The sequence below is a fragment of the Microbacterium sp. Root166 genome (assembly GCF_001427145.1).
Lineage (GTDB): Bacteria > Actinomycetota > Actinomycetes > Actinomycetales > Microbacteriaceae > Microbacterium.
The window spans coordinates 929,555-945,224 of the sequence record NZ_LMGL01000001.1; the positions used below are offsets into that span (position 1 = coordinate 929,555).

At 71.2% G+C, this 15,670-nt stretch carries 14 protein-coding genes and 1 pseudogene; 13 read left to right on the forward strand and 2 right to left on the reverse strand.

Going from position 1 to position 15,670, the window contains the following annotated elements:
- Positions 1–6: 6 nt before the first annotated feature.
- Positions 7–1,587 carry an MFS transporter gene (locus ASD56_RS04160; RefSeq protein ID WP_055963616.1) on the reverse strand — a complete coding sequence of 527 codons (1,581 nt, stop codon included), beginning with the start codon at positions 1,585–1,587 and terminating at the stop codon, positions 7–9.
- Positions 1,588–1,758: 171 nt separating this feature from the next.
- Between ASD56_RS04160 and ASD56_RS04165 the strand changes: the two genes are divergently transcribed.
- Positions 1,759–3,198 (forward strand): MFS transporter, encoded by a 1,440-nt coding sequence (locus tag ASD56_RS04165; protein ID WP_055963619.1) that lies wholly within the window; start codon positions 1,759–1,761, stop codon positions 3,196–3,198.
- 1 nt (position 3,199) lies between these two features.
- Here ASD56_RS04165 and ASD56_RS16450 read toward each other — a convergent pair whose 3' ends face one another.
- Positions 3,200–3,772, reverse strand: a complete 573-nt coding sequence (locus tag ASD56_RS16450) for a MarR family winged helix-turn-helix transcriptional regulator (protein WP_235565511.1) — start codon at positions 3,770–3,772, stop codon at positions 3,200–3,202.
- Between the two features lie 115 nt (positions 3,773–3,887).
- On the opposite strand from ASD56_RS16450, the gene ASD56_RS16135 reads away from it, so the two are divergent.
- The 12 genes and pseudogenes from ASD56_RS16135 to ASD56_RS16455 all read left to right on the forward strand — a co-directional run.
- Positions 3,888–4,709: a MarR family winged helix-turn-helix transcriptional regulator gene (locus ASD56_RS16135; protein ID WP_055961556.1), complete on the forward strand. Its 822-nt coding sequence runs from the start codon at positions 3,888–3,890 to the stop codon at positions 4,707–4,709.
- A 121-nt stretch (positions 4,710–4,830) separates the two neighbouring features.
- Positions 4,831–5,520, forward strand: coding sequence for a sirohydrochlorin chelatase (locus ASD56_RS04180; RefSeq protein WP_055961559.1), 690 nt, complete (start codon positions 4,831–4,833; stop codon positions 5,518–5,520).
- 115 nt (positions 5,521–5,635) lie between these two features.
- The gene (locus ASD56_RS04185) at positions 5,636–7,420 is read left to right on the forward strand and encodes a nitrite/sulfite reductase (protein ID WP_442922378.1); all 1,785 of its coding nucleotides are present in this window, start codon (positions 5,636–5,638) and stop codon (positions 7,418–7,420) included.
- Positions 7,417–8,160: a phosphoadenylyl-sulfate reductase gene (locus ASD56_RS04190; RefSeq protein WP_055961562.1), complete on the forward strand. Its 744-nt coding sequence runs from the start codon at positions 7,417–7,419 to the stop codon at positions 8,158–8,160. Before ASD56_RS04185 ends, ASD56_RS04190 begins: the two co-directional genes overlap by 4 nt.
- Positions 8,157–9,077: a sulfate adenylyltransferase subunit CysD gene (gene cysD, locus ASD56_RS04195; RefSeq protein WP_235565513.1), complete on the forward strand. Its 921-nt coding sequence runs from the start codon at positions 8,157–8,159 to the stop codon at positions 9,075–9,077. The genes ASD56_RS04190 and cysD overlap by 4 nt, the downstream gene beginning before the upstream one ends.
- Positions 9,077–10,390 carry a sulfate adenylyltransferase subunit 1 gene (locus ASD56_RS04200; RefSeq protein WP_055961566.1) on the forward strand — a complete coding sequence of 438 codons (1,314 nt, stop codon included), beginning with the start codon at positions 9,077–9,079 and terminating at the stop codon, positions 10,388–10,390. The genes cysD and ASD56_RS04200 overlap by 1 nt, the downstream gene beginning before the upstream one ends.
- A 45-nt stretch (positions 10,391–10,435) precedes the next feature.
- Positions 10,436–11,503, forward strand: a complete 1,068-nt coding sequence (locus tag ASD56_RS04205) for an ABC transporter substrate-binding protein (RefSeq protein WP_055961570.1) — start codon at positions 10,436–10,438, stop codon at positions 11,501–11,503.
- A gap of 146 nt (positions 11,504–11,649) precedes the next feature.
- Complete coding sequence (locus tag ASD56_RS04210; RefSeq protein WP_235565578.1) at positions 11,650–12,375, forward strand: ABC transporter ATP-binding protein; 726 nt, start codon at positions 11,650–11,652, stop codon at positions 12,373–12,375.
- Positions 12,365–13,282: an ABC transporter permease gene (locus ASD56_RS04215; RefSeq protein ID WP_055961572.1), complete on the forward strand. Its 918-nt coding sequence runs from the start codon at positions 12,365–12,367 to the stop codon at positions 13,280–13,282. Before ASD56_RS04210 ends, ASD56_RS04215 begins: the two co-directional genes overlap by 11 nt.
- Positions 13,279–14,097: a uroporphyrinogen-III C-methyltransferase gene (gene cobA, locus ASD56_RS04220; RefSeq protein ID WP_055961575.1), complete on the forward strand. Its 819-nt coding sequence runs from the start codon at positions 13,279–13,281 to the stop codon at positions 14,095–14,097. The genes ASD56_RS04215 and cobA overlap by 4 nt, the downstream gene beginning before the upstream one ends.
- Positions 14,094–15,536 carry an FAD-dependent oxidoreductase gene (locus ASD56_RS04225; RefSeq protein ID WP_082541242.1) on the forward strand — a complete coding sequence of 481 codons (1,443 nt, stop codon included), beginning with the start codon at positions 14,094–14,096 and terminating at the stop codon, positions 15,534–15,536. Before cobA ends, ASD56_RS04225 begins: the two co-directional genes overlap by 4 nt.
- A pseudogene (locus ASD56_RS16455) lies at positions 15,533–15,670 on the forward strand (ferredoxin); the annotation flags it as partial. The gene ASD56_RS04225 and the pseudogene ASD56_RS16455, both read left to right, overlap by 4 nt.

The following is a 15,670-nucleotide window of genomic DNA, read 5'->3' on the forward strand; positions in this document are numbered from 1 at the left end:
CGCCGATCAGCCGAGGATCGATCCCTCGGCGGCTGCGGAGGCCTTCGGATCCGGCAGCCGCCGCATGCGCAGCGCATTCAGGATGCCGAGCACGCCCGCGAAGATCGGGATGAGCAGCGCGACCTGCAGCGCGAACGGGCGGGCCTCGGTGTTGATGCGCACGACCTCCGCCGACACCTCGGGCGACTCGTCGGCGAGCATCTCCTCGAGACCGGTGTTCGACATCAGCTCGGCATCCTCTTCGAGCACGGTCGAGACCTGCTGCTGGTCCGCCGTCAGCACGGGGCTCGCCTCCGCGAGCGCGGTGAAGCTCGACGCCAGCGTCGCCAGCAGGATCGCCCCGGCGAACGCGAGCCCGAACGACAGCCCGAAGGACCCCGCCGCCGAGTTCACCCCGGCCGCCTCGCTCACGCGCTCATCCGACACCGGCGAGAGCGTGTAGTTGTTGAGCTGCGAGACGAGCAGGCCGAGGCCGGATCCGCTGATGATGAGCGGCACAACGAGGTACCAGCCCGAATCGGCGATGGGGACGATCGGCTCGAGGATGACCAGCCCGGCGACGGTGAGGACGAAGCCCCAGAGGATCAGATTCGCCGGCCGCCCCTTGGCCCGCTTCCCCGCGATCATCGCCACGGCGAACATGCTCAGCGACAGCGGTGCGATCGAGATACCTGCCCACAGCGCGTTGTACTCCAGGACCATCTGGAGGTAGAGGGGAAGCACGATCATGGTTCCGCCGAGCGCGATCTGCTGCAGGAGCTGGCCGCTCACGCCGGTGCGGAACGGCTTGGAGCGGAAGAGCGCGGGGTCGAGCAGGACGGGCTTTCCCCGCTTCTTGCGGGAGTTGAGCCACCACGCGAGTCCGCCGAGCGCAACCGCGCCGAGGCCGATGATCAGGGCGACGTAGCCGCCTCCCTCCTGCCACACGAGGATGCCGAGCACCACCCCGCCCATGCCGATGACCGAGAGCCCCGCGCCCACGAGATCGATGGATCGGTCCCCGGTGTATTTCACGTCCTTCACGAGACCGAGACCGAGGAGCACCACGAGGATGACGACCGCTTCCAGGGCGAAGGCGACCCGGTACGACCAGAACGTCGTGATGAACCCGCCGAGCAGCGGGCCCACGGCCGCCGCGATGGCCGCAGACGCCCCGACGAGCGCGTAGACCCGCTTCTGGTGATCCCCGGCGAAGTTGCCGTGGATGAGCGACTGCATCGAAGGCAGGAGCAGAGCCGCGCCGATGCCGCCGATCACGGCCCAGAAGATGATGACGGCGGTGAGGCTCTGCGCGAAGGTCATCGCCACCGCGCCGACCGCGTAGCCGAGCAGACCGAGGGTGTACGCCAGCTTCCGGCCGATGAGGTCGCCCATCTTGCCGCCGATGAGGATGAAGGCCGCCGACACGAGTGCTTCGAGCGCGATGGCGCCCTGGACTCCGCTCGCAGTCGTGCCCAGTTCCGTGACCACCGCGGAGATCGACACGTTCATGATCGACGTGTCCACCACGAGCACGAACATCGCCATCGCGAGGAGGATCGCGAGGCGGCCGTTGAACGCTGCCGCGGGCGAGGGCTCGGCTGTCATGAACGAAGCAAAGCACAGGCCGCGGGCGGGCATCTAGAGGCGGGGACGACATTCGGTCCCGCGTCTGGGCTCAGCGGAGCCGGCGCCGGGTAGCCTAGCCAGGCGTCGCGACGAGGCGACGCGCCGCTCGGCGCCATCCGCCGTTCACCGAAGGGTCCTAGCGTGACCGACATGAGTGCGCCCGAACCTCCCGCCGTCAGTCCCGGCGGTTCCGATCCGCGATTCTCCACCGCGGCCCTCGCGGCGCAGCCCGACGACCGCCCTGTTCCCCGCAAGCGGGTGATCTCGTGGGCGCTGTGGGATTGGGCCACCCAGCCGTTCAACACCGTGCTGCTCACGTTCGTGTGGGTGCCGAGCTTCCTGGTGTCGCCGTTCTTCCTCGATCCGGCCGTCGCGCAGTCGGGGATGGTCGAGGGCGAGAGCATCGACTGCGACACGGCGACGAACACGGCGACCGAGTACTGCCGGGCGCTCGGCGAGCTCGACGCCAATCTCGGCTGGGGCATCATGGCCGCCGGCATCCTGATCGCGCTGCTCGCGCCCGTGCTCGGCCAGCGCGCCGATGCCACCGGACGCAAGAAGGCGATGCTCGGAATCTTCACCGGGCTGCTCATCGCGTGCCAGCTGGGCATGGTGTTCGTCGCCGGCATCCCGTCGTTCTTCTGGTTCGGCGTCGCGATGATCGCGTTCGGCAGCATCGTCGGCGAGATCGCCGGCGCCAACTACAACGCGCTGCTCGTCTCGGTGTCGACACCGCGGACGGTCGGGCGGGTGTCCGGCCTCGGCTGGGGATTCGGCTACCTGGGCGGCATCATCGCCCTTGCGATCGTCGTCGGCCTCATCCTGGGCGGTGTGCTGGACGGCACCGAGCCGCTGACCTTCCAGCTCATCGCGGCCGGCGCGACGGTGTGGACGCTGCTCTTCGCCATCCCGATCTTCCTCAACGTCCCCGAGCCGCCGCCCAGCCGCGACTCCAAGCGCGTGAACTTCTTCAAGGGCTACGTGGAGCTCTTCCGCTCGATCGCCCGGCTGTGGCGGGAGCACCGGTCGACCTTCTGGTTCCTGCTCGCCTCGGCCGTCTACCGGGACGGCCTGGCCGCCGTGTTCACCTTCGGCTCGGTCATCGCCGCCCGCGTCTTCGGCTTCGGCTTCACCGACCTCGTGATCTTCGGCATCGCGCTGAACCTCGTGGCCGGCATCTCGACGATCTTCGCCGGCCGGCTGGACGACCGCTTCGGACCGAAGCCCGTCATCCTCTTCGCGATCGGCGGGATCATCGCGTGCTGCCTCGCCGTCTTCGTCGGAGCAGGAGCCGGCAAGTCGCTGTTCTGGGTGGTCGGCATCGTGCTCGCCGCGCTGGTCGGACCGGCGCAGGCGGCGTCGAGGTCGTTCCTCGCCCGGGTCACGCCCGCCGGCCACGAGGGCGAGATCTTCGGCCTCTACGCCACGACCGGCCGGGCCGCGAGCTGGCTCGCGCCGCTGCTGTGGGGCATCTTCATCGCCGCGGCCGCGCACCAGACCCTCTACGGGATCCTGGCGATCGCCCTCGTGCTCGCCGTCGGGTTCGTCCTGCTCGTGTTCGTCAAGGCGCCCCCGCGCGTCCGCGACTGAGTCAGGAGCGCGGCCATGAGTCGGCCAGCTTGGTGAGCAGTCGCGCCAGGTCGTCCCGCTCCTGGTCGGTGAATCCGGCGAGCGCGGTGTCGATCGCATCGCGGCGCTCCCCGCGGAATCCCCGGACGAGCGCGGATCCGGCATCGGTCAGCGCGACCCGGGTGCGCCGGGCGTCCTCCGGGTCGGCCTCGCGGCGCACCAGGTCGAACTGGACGGCCTGCTGCACCAGTCGGGAGGCGCGCGGCTGATCGACGCCGACGGCGTCCGCGATCTCACCCACCGACAGGGGATGGGATGCCGCGGCCAGCGCCTCGAGCAGGCGCATGCGTGCCGGTCCGCCGATGCGCGCGGCGCCGACCCAGGGCGGACCGGCGTGGCCGTGCGCGTGCGGGCCGCCGCGCCCCCAGGGTGGGCCGCCGTGGCCGTGGCCGCCGTGCGGCGCTCCGTGCAGACCGGGGCCCATCGGGCGCCCTGAGCCGTCGGCATCCCACGGTGGGCGCGGCATCCGCCGGCCGCGCAGTCGGGCGAGCGCCGCGGCGATCGCGTCGGCGGGGTCGGCGGGGCTCTGCGGCATGGGACCAATTTACATGCGACTTGACATGAATCAGGAATGCATGTCACACTGCATATACATGCACAAAGACATACATCACGGGCGGCGCCCGACGCCGCCGGAAACGGACCCCGACATGACTGACGAAAACGAACTCCCCGACATCCCCGCGAACCACGTCCCGGCCGGCGACCTGCCGACCGACCGACGACCGCTCGGCTACTGGCTGCGCGCCGTCGACGCCCTCCTCACCCGCCAGTTCGACGCCGCGTTCGCCGCCGAGAACATCACCCGCCGCGAGTGGATGCTGCTCAATCTGGTGGCCGGCGACGTCGATGCTCCCGGATGGGCGGAGCGCCTGGCCCGCAAGGGCAAGCGCCTGCGTCGCCTCGAAGACCTCGGCTGGGCCGAGGAGCAGGGCGACGGCACCTGGGCCCTCACCGACGCCGGGCGCGATGCGCATCAGCGGCTCGGCGACATCGTGAACGGCATCCGCTCACGCGTGGCCGGCGCCGTGTCCCCCGAGGACTACGCGACGACCATGGCCTCGCTCGAGGCCATCGCCCGCGAGCTCGGCTGGGACGAGGGCGACCCCTTTCCCGGAGGCCGGGGCCGTGGTCGCGGCTGGGGCGGGCGCTTCGGCGGCCCGCGTCCCTTCCGCCCGGAAATCCGGTTCGGGTTCGGCCCGAACCTGCACCACGGCTTCGAGCCCGGCAGGCCGGGTCGCCCCGGGACCGACCCGCACCACGGCACGTCGCACGAAGACAGCTGGGGCGGACACGGCCACGGTGACCCCGGATGCCGCGGCCACCACCACGGCCGGCACGGTCACGGCCGGCACGGCTTCCCGCACCACGGCGACCACGAGCACGGCCATCACGGCCACGGCTCCGAGCAGGCGTACGAGCGCGGCTTCGACGCCGGGTTCGCCCGGGGGCAGGAGTCCGGCGCCGCCTGACCGCCCCGTCACCCGATGAACGGTCGCAACACGCCGCCACGCCCTCCGCGTGGCGGCGTTGCGTCCGTTCGTCTCGCACGGCGTAACACGCCCGCCACAACCAGGCGCAAGAATTGGCCCCATGGCAACCCCGGCACTCCTCGCGATCTCCCACGGCACCGCATCGCCCGCGGGCCAGGCGGCCGTCGCCGCGCTCGTCGCCGCGGTCGCCGAACACCTGCCCGACGTGACGGTGCGGCTCGGCCACGTCGACGTGCAGCAGCCGGATGTCGCGGCATCCCTCGACGCTCTTCCGCCCGACCAGCCCGTCGTGATCGTGCCGCTCCTGCTGTCGGCGGGATACCACGTGCGCATCGACCTGAAGGAGCAGTCGGCCGGCCGCGGCAACGTCTCCATCGCCGCGGCGCTCGGGCCCGACCGGCGGCTGGTCGATGCTCTGCTCGCGCGCCTCGCCCCGCTCGAGCCCGCGCCGTCCGACGCCGTGGTGCTGGCCGTCGCCGGGTCGAGCGACGAACGCGCCAACGACGACTGCCGCGAGATCGGCGCGATGCTCGGCGAGCGCCTCGATCGCGAGGTGTCGATCGGATTCCTCGCTGCCGCGGACCCGCGCGTCGGAGCCGCGGTCGAGGCGGCGCGCCAGGGCGCCGAACGCGTCGTCGTCGCCGACTACCTGCTCGCGCCGGGGTACTTCCACGACCTGGCGACCAAGCTGGCGGACGGCTCGCCGGTCGCCCGTCCGCTGCTCGACGACGACGCCCCGCCGACCGCGCTCGTCGAGATCGTTGTCGACCGCTACCGCGCCGCCTGCTGAGTGCGGCGCCGACCCGCCGATGCGCCCGGCGCAAGTGTGTGACGCTCTGTGACGCACGGTGACAGACCTTGACACCCGGATAGGTCGCACCCGCTAGCACTCATAACCTCGCGGAATGGAACTCATTCGAGTTCCGCCGGGGACGCCCGGACATTCGGAGGCCACCGTGACCATCAGCGACACCGATTCGCCCGCCGCAGGCGCACCCGCTGCCGCGCGCGCCCGTCCGCCGCGCCCATCGTCGAAGCCGAACGGGCAGTGGAAGATCGACGGCACCGCCCCGCTCAACGGCAACGAGGAGTGGAAGCAGGTCGACAACGGCCTGGCCGTGCGCGAGCGCATCGAGAAGACGTACTCCAAGGGCGGCTTCGCCTCGATCGACCCGACCGACCTGCACGGCCGCTTCCGCGTGTGGGGCCTCTACACGCAGCGCAAGCCCGGTATCGACGGCGGGCGTACCGCGACCCTCGAGCCGCACGAGCTCGAGGACGAGTTCTTCATGCTGCGCGTCCGCATCGACGGCGGCCAGCTCACCACCGAGCAGCTGCGCGTCATCGCGAGCGTCTCGAACGACTTCGGGCGCGGCACCGCCGATCTCACCGACCGCCAGAACGTCCAGCTGCACTGGGTCGAGGTCGAGTCGATGCCCGAGATCTGGCGCCGCCTCGAGGCTGTGGGCCTGGGCACCACGGAGGCGTGCGGCGACGTGCCGCGCGTCGTGCTGGGGTCCCCCGTCGCCGGCATCGCCGCCGACGAGCTGATCGACCCCACGCCGCAGATCGACGAGATCACGTCGCGCTTCATCGGCGACGAGTCGCTGGCGAATCTGCCCCGCAAGTTCAAGTCGGCGATCACCGGGCACCCGAGCCAGGACGTCGTCCACGAGATCAACGATGTCGCGTTCGTCGCGGTCGACCACCCCGAGCTGGGCATCGGCTACGACCTCTGGGTCGGTGGCGGACTGTCCACGACCCCCCGCCTCGGCGAGCGCCTGGGCGTCTTCGTGGCACCGGAGCAGGTGGCGGATGCCTGGCACGGCGTCGCCCAGATCTTCCGCGACTACGGCTACCGGCGCCTGCGCAACAAGGCGCGCCTGAAGTTCCTGCTCGCCGAGTGGGGCACCGAGAAGTTCCGCCAGGTGCTGCAGGACGAGTACCTCGGCTACGCGCTGCCCGACGGCCCTGCCGCGCCGAAGCCGAAGACGCAGGGCGACCACATCGGCGTGCACCGTCAGAAGGACGGCCGCTTCTTCATCGGTGCGACCCCGATCGTCGGCCGCGTCTCGGGCCCGATCCTCGCGCAGCTCGCCGACCTGATCGAGGCGCACGGCTCGACCCGCCTGCGCACGACGCCGCACCAGAAGATCGTGATCCTCGACATCCCCGAAGACCGGGTGGAGTCGCTCATCGCCGGCCTCGACGAGCTCGGCCTCTCTGCCCGCCCGAGCCTCATCCGCCGCGGCACCATCGCGTGCACGGGCATCGAGTTCTGCAAGCTCGCGATCGTCGAGACCAAGGCGTACGCGACGGCGGCCGTTCTCGCCCTCGAGGAGCGTCTCGCGCAGTTCGAGCTGCCGCATCCGATCTCCCTCCACGTCAACGGCTGCCCGAACTCGTGCGCCCGCATCCAGACCGCCGACATCGGCCTGAAGGGCCAGCTCGTCACGATCGACGGCGAGCAGGTTCCCGGCTATCAGGTCCACCTCGGCGGCGGGCTCGTGAACGCCGACCGCGACGAGGCCGGCCTCGGACGCACCGTGCGCGGGCTGAAGGTCGCCGCGGACGGCATCGCCGACTACACCGAGCGCGTCGTCAAGCGCTTCCTGGTCGAGCGCGACATCGCCGCCGACGAGACGTTCGCCCAGTGGGCGCACCGCGCCGACGAGGAGGCCCTCCAGTGAGCGTCTCCCTCGCACCCCGCGTCGCCGTCAAGCGCACCCGCGAAGAGCTCAAGGCCCTCGCGGAGCAGGGCAACGTCGAGCTCGGCAGCCTGACCGAGAACGAGGCCTCCCCCGCAGAGGTCGTCGCCTGGGTGGCGAAGAACTTCGGAGCGGATGCCGCGGCCGTCGCCTGCTCGATGGCCGATGCCGCGCTGCCCCACCTCGTGGCCGAGCAGCTCCCCGGCGTCGACGTGCTCTTCCTCGACACCGGCTACCACTTCGCCGAGACCCGGTTCACGCGCGACGAGGTCGGCCGCGTGCTCGACGTGCGCATCGTCGACGTGCTGCCCGAGCAGACCGTCGCCCAGCAGGACGCCGAGTTCGGCGCCAAGCTGCACGACCGCGATCCCGCACTGTGCTGCGAGCGCCGCAAGGTCGCGCCGCTGAAGGACGCCCTCGGCGGCTACGAGCTGTGGTTCACCGGAGTCCGCCGCGAAGAGGCGCCGACCCGCGCCAACACCCCGCTGGTCCAGTGGGACGAGCGCAACGGACTCGTCAAGGTCAACCCGGTCGCGGCGTGGACCTTCGACGACCTCCTCGACTACGCCGGCGACCACAAGGTGCCGGTGAACCTGCTGGTGAGCAACGGCTACCCCTCGATCGGCTGCGAGCCGTGCACCAAGCCGGTCGCCGCAGGCGAAGACCCCCGGTCGGGCCGCTGGGCCGGCCTCTCGAAGACGGAATGCGGGCTCCACGTATGACCGACACGATCGCGCGTCCCGCGACGCACCTCGACACGCTCGACCTCCTCGAGGCCGAGGCCATCCACGTCATCCGCGAGGTCGTCGCGGAGTTCGAGCGGCCCGTGCTGCTGTTCTCCGGCGGCAAGGACTCGGTGCTCGTGCTGCACCTCGCGACCAAGGCGTTCGCGCCGGGCAAGGTGCCGTTCCCGGTGCTGCACGTGGACACGGGCCACAACTTCCCGGAGGTCATCGCCTTCCGCGACGAGACCGTGAAGCGTCTCGGCATCCGTCTCGAAGTGGCCAAGGTGCAGGACTACATCGACGACGGCCGGCTCCACGAGCGCGCCGACGGCACCCGCAATCCGCTCCAGACGCTGCCGCTGCTCGACGCGATCGCCGCGGGCCGCCACGATGCCGTCTTCGGCGGCGCACGCCGCGACGAGGACAAGGCCCGGGCCAAGGAGCGCATCATCTCGCTGCGCGACGAGTTCGGCCAGTGGGATCCGCGCAACCAGCGCCCCGAGCTGTGGAGCCTGTACAACGGCCGTCACACCCCCGGCCAGCACGTGCGCGCCTTCCCGATCTCGAACTGGACCGAGCTCGACGTCTGGCGCTACATCGAGCGCGAGGACATCGCCCTTCCGCCGCTGTACTTCGCGCACGAGCGCGAGGTCTATGCGCGCGACGGCATGTGGCGCCCGGTCGGCGAGTTCTCGCCGCCGCGCGCCGACGAGACCGTCGAGGTCCGCACGGTCCGGTACCGCACTGTGGGCGACATGAGCTGCACCGGCGCCGTCGATTCGGATGCCGCGGACATCGGCGCCATCGTCGCCGAGGTCGCCGTCTCCACCCTCACCGAGCGCGGCGCCACGCGCGCCGACGACCGCCTCAGCGAGGCGGCCATGGAGGATCGCAAGAAGGACGGGTACTTCTGATGACCACGCTGACATCCGAAGGGACGCTGTTCCGCTTCGCGACGGCGGGATCGGTCGACGACGGCAAGTCCACGCTCGTCGGGCGCCTGCTGCACGACTCGAAGGCGATCCTCGCCGACCAGCTCGAGCAGGTCGCGCGCACCTCGGCCGAGCGCGGCTTCGCCCATGGTGAGTTCGACTTCGCCCTGCTGACCGACGGCCTGCGCGCCGAGCGCGAGCAGGGCATCACCATCGACGTCGCCTACCGCTACTTCTCGACGGGGGCCCGCTCGTTCGTCCTCGCCGACTGCCCCGGTCACGTGCAGTACACGCGCAACATGGTCACCGGTGCGACCACCGCCGACGCCGTCGTCGTGCTCGTCGACGGTCGCAAGGGCGTGCTCGAGCAGACGCGTCGTCACCTCGCGGTCGTCGCACTGCTGCGGGTGCCGCACGTCATCGTCGCGGTGAACAAGATCGACCTGGTCGGGTACTCCGAAGAGATCTTCGCGGATGTCGCGGCCCAGGCCCGCTCCGTCGCGACCGAGCTCGGCATCCTGGATCTGCACGTGCTGCCCGTGTCGGCGCTCGAGGGCGACAACATCGTCGACCGCTCCGCTCGCACCCCCTGGTACGAGGGTCCCGCGCTGCTCGAGCTGCTCGAGACCCTGCCCGCGGCCGACGAGGTCGAGCAGGCGCTCGAGCCGCTTCGCCTGCCGGTGCAGCTGGTCCTCCGCCCCCAGGGCGGCCTGGCTCCCGAGCTGGCCGCGGACCCGATCGAGGCCGAGCGGCTGCGCGACTACCGTGCCGTCGCCGGGCGCATCTCGTCCGGCACCGTGAGCGTGGGCGACCGGGTCGAGATCTTCCCGTCCGGCATCGCGACCACGGTCACCGGCATCCGCTCTGCCGGCACGCCCGTCGAGACCGCCGTCGCGCCGGAGTCGGTCTCGCTCGAATTCGCCGACGACCTCGACACCGCGCGCGGCGCCGTCGTCGTGGCCGCCGGAACGCTTCCCACCGGCCGCAAGGAGGTCGACGCCGAGCTGTTCCAGCTCGACGCGCGCACCCTCGCCGCGGGCAGTCGCGTGCTCGTCAAGCACGGCACCACCACGGTGCAGGCGATCGTGTCCGAGATCGAGTCGCGCTACGACCTCGATTCGCTCACGCACGAGCCGGCAGCGGCGCTCGCGACCAACGACATCGGCCGCGTGCGTCTGCGCCTGGCCGCCGAGCTGCCCCTCGAGCCGTACAGCTCGAGCCGTCACGGGGGCTCGTTCCTCGTGATCCATCCGTCCGACGGCGCCACCCTGGCCGCCGGCATCGCGCGCAACTGACGCGCACACCCATCCAGTGACAACGACTGCCTAAGGAGGCGAACCGTGAACACCATCCGCACTGCGACGACGATCACCACTCTGGGACTTGTCGCCGTCATGATGGCCGGCTGCGCCTCCGCCGCAGGCAGTACACCCGAGACCGAAGAGGTCGGCGCGCTGCGCCTCGGCTACTTCGCCAACGTCACCCACGCGCCCGCGCTGGTCGGCCTCGAGGAGGGCCTCTTCGAAGACGCGCTCGGCGACATCGACATCGAGACCTCGGTCTTCAACGCCGGCCCGGCCGCGATCGAGGCGCTGACCGCCGGCGCGATCGATGCCACGTACATCGGACCGAACCCGTCCATCAACACGTTCATCCAGTCCGGCGGCGCCTCGGCGCGCATCGTCGCCGGCGCCGCGACCGGCGGTGCCGCGCTCGTGGTGGCCGACGGCATCGACAGCCCCGAAGACCTCGCCGGTCTGACGCTGGCCACGCCGCAGCTCGGCAACACGCAGGACGTCGCGCTGCGCGTGTGGCTCGACGAGCAGGGCTACACGACCGACACCTCCGGCGGCGGGGGCGTCTCGGTGACGCCGACGGACAACGCGCAGACGCTGACGCTCTTCCAGCAGGGCGAGGTCGACGGCGCCTGGCTGCCGGAGCCGTGGGTGTCACGCCTGGTCGTCGATGAGGGCGCGAGCGTCCTGGTCGATGAGGCGAACCTGTGGGAGAACGGCGAGTTCCCGACCACCGTGCTGCTGGTGCGCGCCGAGTTCCTCGAGGAGCACCCGGATGTCGTGGAGCAGCTGCTCGAGGGGCACGTCGCGGCGGTCGATTGGATCGCGGACAATCCGGAAGAGGCCCCGGGCGTGATCAACGGCGCTATCGAGGCCGAGACCGGGAAGCCGCTCAGCGACGCCGTCATCGAGCGTGCGCTCGAGCACGTCACGTTCTCGGCCGACCCGCACGCCGACACGTTCGAGACTCTCGTCGAGAACGGGCTCAAGGCCGGCACGCAGAAGGAGGGCTCGATCGAGGGGCTCTTCGACCTGCGGCTGCTCAACGGCCTGCTCGAGGCGGCGGGTACGGAGACCATCTCGGCCGCCGGGCTCGGTGAGGACTCGCCGTGACCTCAGCCTCCCGCCAGGCACGCGGTGCCGCGTCGTCGCCTTCGGGCGACGGCGCGGCGCCGCGCCCGGCCGTACCCAACCTCCTGGGCCCCAGCTTCGACGGCGTGACGCCGGTTCTGCAGCCCACTCCGCCGCCGCCGCCGGCGGTGCGCATCGACGGCGTCTCCAAGCGCTTCGGCGACGGGCCGCTCGTGCTCGACGACGTCGCGCTCGACATCGCACCCGGTGAGTTCGTCTGCCTTCTGGGCGCCTCGGGCTGCGGCAAGTCCACGCTGCTCAATCTGATCGCGGGGCTCGACCGGCCGACGTCCGGCAGCATCCAGACTCCGGCCGAGGGCTCCTCCGTCATGTTCCAGGAGTCCGCGCTCATGCCGTGGCTCACCGCCCGCAAGAACGTCGAGCTCGCCCTGCGCCTGCGCGGCGTCCCGCGCGGCGAACGCCGCGAGAAGGCCCTCGCGCTCCTCGACACCGTCAACCTCGCCGACGCCGCCGAGAAGCGGCCTCACGAGCTGTCCGGCGGCATGCGCCAGCGTGTCGCGCTGGCCCGCGCTCTCGCCCAGGACCGGCCGGTCCTCCTCATGGACGAGCCCTTCGCCGCGCTCGACGCCATCACCCGCGACCTGCTGCACGAAGAGCTCGAGCGCGTGTGGCGGGCGACGGGCCGCACGATCGTCTTCGTCACCCACAACGTCCGCGAGGCCGCGCGCCTCGGCCAGCGCGTCGTGCTGCTCTCGAGCCGCCCGGGCAAGGTCGCCGGCGAGTGGCGCATCGCGCAGACCGTCGGCCGGCGCATCGAGTCGCCCGAAGTCGCGGCGCTCTCGGTGGAGATCACCGAGCAGCTGCGTAAGGAGATCCGCCGAAATGCCGCGTGACATCACAGCCACCACGAACGCCCGGATCGAGGCATCCGCTCACGAAGACCTGCGCAGCCTCGAGGCGGGCCTCGACCGCCTGCAGACGGATGCCGCGACCCGTCCGAGCCGGTGGCGCGTCATCGCCGCGAGCGTCGTGCCGCCGATCATCTTCGTGCTGCTGCTGCTGGTGGTGTGGCAGCTCTACGTCGTCATCGCCCAGCCGCGTCCCGACATCGTGCCGAGTCCGCTCGACGTGATCGCCGCGCTCGGCGACGCGTGGGAGACCGGCCGCCTGCAGCTCGCCGTCACCACCAGCCTCGAGCGGGGCATCGTCGGCTTCCTCATCGCCATCGCCGTGGGCACGCCCATCGGGCTGCTGCTGGCCGAGGTGCGTCCGATCCGCCGCGCCGTCGGCCCCATTATCTCCGGCCTGCAGGTGCTGCCGTCGGTCGCCTGGGTGCCTGCCGCGATCATCTGGTTCGGCCTGTCCGACGCCACCGTCTACTTCGTCATCCTGATGGGCGCCATCCCGTCGATCGTGAACGGGCTCATCGCCGGTGTCGACCAGGTGCCGCCGCAGCTGCGCCGGGTGGGAACGGTCCTCGGTGCCACACGCTGGCAGCTCGCGACCGCGGTGATCCTTCCCGCGTCGCTGCCGGGCTACGTGGCCGGGCTCAAGCAGGGCTGGGCGTTCTCGTGGCGCTCACTCATGGCGGCCGAGATCATCGCGACCGGCGGCACGATCGGCTTCGGGCTGGGCTCGATGCTCGACCAGAGCCGTGAGCTCGCCGATCTCGCGGGCGTGCTTGGCACCATCATCGTGATCCTCGCGATCGGCATCCTGATCGAACTGGTCTTCTTCGGTCCGCTCGAGCGTCGCCTGCTGCGTCGTCGCGGACTCCTCGGCGCGGGAGGTGCGCGATGAGCCGGGGAAAGGTCTGGCTCGTCGGGGCCGGCCCCGGCGACCCGGGACTGCTCACCGTCAAGGGGCTCCGCGCGCTCGAGCGCGCCGATGTCATCGTGGCCGACCGCCTCGGCGCCCGCGCGGTGCTCGACGGCCTCGCCGCCGAGGGCGTCGTGCTCTCCGCCGAGGTCGTCGACGTCGGCAAGCGCCCCGGCCACCACGCCGTGCCGCAGGACGCGATCAACGCCCTCCTCGTGCAGCTCGCGCAGGACGGGCAGCAGGTCGTCCGTCTCAAGGGCGGCGATCCCTACGTCTTCGGCCGCGGAGGCGAAGAGCTCGCCGCGTGCCAGGAGGCCGGCGTCGAGGCCGAGGTGGTGCCGGGCATCACGAGCGCCATCTCGGTGCCCGCGATCGCCGGCATCCCGCTCACCCACCGCGGTGTCGCGACGGCGTTCACCGTCGTGACCGGCCACGATCAGATCCGCGCCCTCGGCGGCAGCCGCGATCACACCGTCGTCCTGCTGATGGGCGTGGGCACTCTCGCGCACTCCGCTCTCGTCCTCGCCGGCGGCGACCGCGGGGCCGACTGCCCCGTGGCGATCGTCGAGGACGGCTTCGGTCCCGGCCAGCGCGTCACCGTCGGCACCCTCGCGACCATCGCGCAGCAGGCCGCGCTGCGCGGCGTGCGATCGCCCGCCGTCGTCGTCGTGGGCGACGTCGTGCGCCTCAGCCCCTTCGCCCCCGCCGAGATCGCGACCCTCGATCTGTCGGCCTTCGACCCGCTCGCTCCGCCCGCATCACCCTCGGGCTCCGCCACCCGAAAGGCATCCTCGTGACCTCCTCGTCCCTGCTGAACCTCCGCGTCGCGATCGTCGGCGCGGGCCCTGCCGGCATCTACGCCGGCAACATCCTCGCCAATTCGGTTCAGGATGCCGGCGGCTCGGTCGCCATCGATCTCTTCGAGTCGCTGCCCGCACCGTACGGGCTGATCCGCTACGGCGTGGCACCCGACCACCCGCGCATCAAGGGCATCGTCACGTCGCTGCACGAGATGCTCGACGCCGGCACGATCCGCTTCATCGGCAATGTCGAGGTGGGCCGCGACATCGCACTCGAAGAGCTGCACGAACGGTACGACGCCGTGATCCTCGCGACCGGTGCGATCCGCGACGCCGATCTTCCGATCCCCGGCATCGACCTGCCCGGCTCGTTCGGCGCGGCCGACTTCGTCGCCTGGTTCGACGGGCACCCTGACGTGCCCGCCGACTGGACCCTCGACGGATCGCAGGTCGCCGTCATCGGCAACGGCAACGTCGCCCTCGACGTCGCGCGCATCCTGGCGAAGCACGCCGAAGACCTGCGCTCGACCGAGATCGCCGACAACGTGCTGGCGGGGCTCGAGGCCTCGGCCGTGACGGACGTCCACGTATTCGGCCGCCGCGGTCCCGCCGACATCAAGTTCACGCCCATCGAGCTGCGCGAGCTGGGCGAGGTGCCGAACGTCGACATCGTCGTGCACGACGAGGACTTCGCCTACCTCGAGGGCGTCGCGCCCGCGAACAACCAGATGAAGGTGATGCTGCGGGTGCTCGAGAGCTGGCGCACGCGCGAGCCGTCCGGCGCGAGCCGGCGGCTGCATCTGCACTTCTACCACGCACCGCTCGAGGTGCTCGGATCCGACCGGGTCGAGGGCCTGCGCTTCGAGCGCACCGAGCCGACCGGCGACGGCGGCGTCCGGGGCACCGGCGAGATCCGCGAGTTCCCGATCCAGCAGGTCTACCGCGCGGTCGGCTACTACGGCACCCCCGTGGTCGACGCGCCGTTCGACGACGTCCGCGGCGTCATCCCGAACGACGAGGGGCGTGTCACCGTCCCCACGACCCCTCCGCTCGCCGCTGACGCGTCGGGCGGAGCCTCCGGTCGCGTGGGCCCAGAAGCGGCTTCGCCGGTCACCGGCCTCTACGCGACGGGCTGGATCAAGCGCGGACCGGTCGGCCTCATCGGCCACACCAAGTCCGATGCGATAGAGACCATCGCCCACCTCGTCGCCGACGCGACGGAGGGGCGCCTGACCGCTCCCGACGTGGGCGGCGATGTGCTGGACCTGCTCGGCGAACGCGACGTCGCCTTCACGACGTGGAACGGCTGGCTCGCCCTCGACGCCCATGAGCGCGAGCTCGGCGCCGGGCACCGCTACACGCGCGAGCGCGTCAAGGTCGTCCCGCGCGATGAGCAGGTCGCGATCTCGCGCAGCAATTCGCTCATCCAGTCATGACCTACGTCATCGCACTGCCGTGCGTCGATGTGAAGGACCGAGCCTGCATCGACGAATGCCCGGTGGACTGCATCTACGAAGGCGACCGGTCGCTGTACATCCACCCCGACGAGTGCGTGGACTGCGGCGCCTGC